The 1,155-nt window shown below is 73.9% G+C and carries 1 protein-coding gene; it reads right to left on the bottom strand.

What is annotated here, in order from left to right:
- Positions 1-1,155 (bottom strand): HNH endonuclease signature motif containing protein (locus tag AC1DEM_RS21615; RefSeq protein ID WP_476886327.1); only part of this gene is annotated, 1,155 nt, incomplete at both ends.

Here is a 1,155-nt window from a genome sequence, read left to right as displayed (position 1 = left end):
GGGACCAGTAATCGATGTGGTGGGCCTCGCACCAGGGCGCGGGGATGGTGCAGCCGGGGAAGGCGCAGCCCCGGTCCCGGGCGGTGAGGGCCTTGCGGATGTGCGGCGGGAAGACCCGGGAGGCCCGGCCGATGTCCAGGACCTGGCCCCCGCCGCCGAGGAGGACCGGGATGATGTCAGCGTCGCAGGCGAGCTTCCGGATGGTGGAGGCGGTGACGGGCCCGGTGAACAGCAGCGACCCGGTGCCAGCCAGACTTGGTGAGTGGCGGAAGCCTGCGGGGGCGGTCTCCGGCGCGCCGGCGCTGTCCTGGAGCCGGGTGAGCAGGTCGCGGTAGTCGATCGTGGCCATGACCTGCGGGCGGAGCCCGCCGGCAGCGGGCAGCGTTCCGGCCGCGAGTGCGGCCTTGCACGCGCCGACCAGGCCGTCGAGCAGCTTCTGCGGCCGGGAGCGGAGATCCAGGGCCGGCAGCGCGGGATCCTCTTGAGCCGCCGCGGGCTGATTGCCGGGGCCCGGCAGGTCCTCCGGTGCTGGGCCGGCAGGCGAACCAGCCCCCGCCGGATCGGCGTCGGCGGCACCGGATACACAGGCCGAGACCCGGGCGGCAGCGGCACTGACCGAACCCTGAACGGCGCCTGCAGCCCACTCGTTTCCGGCGCCGGAACCCGCACCGGCTGTGGCGGTGTCTGCGGGCCACCCAACACCGGAGGCTGTGTCTGCGTCCCAGCCGTCGCTGACGGCAGAACCGGTGGCAGTGGCTGTGGCAGTATCCATCGCCGCGGGCCCGCCGCCCGTTCCGGCCGGGGAGGTTCCGCCGTTGCCGGTGCGGGGGTTGGTGGCGGTGTTCATGACGGTGAGGAGGTGTTCGAACTGTTCGGTGGTCGCGTAGATCTCGAGGTGGTGCAGGCCGTGGCGGCGGCGGCGGATGAAGGCGCCCTGGAGTTGGCGGAGCAGTTCCTCGGAGGGTTCGGTGCCGTCCTGGTCCAGCGCGTCGGCCCAGCTGCGGGTGACGCGGACGAGGAAGTCGGCGTCGTTCTCGGCGGCCGTGCGGGTCAGGGCGTGTTCCATCCGGGCCGCGGCGTCCGGGTCGCAGAGCGGCCGGACCCGCTCGAGTGCGACGGCGATGACGGTCGCGGCCCGGGAGGCGACCTCGCCGG

It is taken from the genome of Arthrobacter sp. 05T420 (genome assembly GCF_056396305.1).
This window is presented reverse-complemented; position numbering and strand designations above follow the sequence as displayed.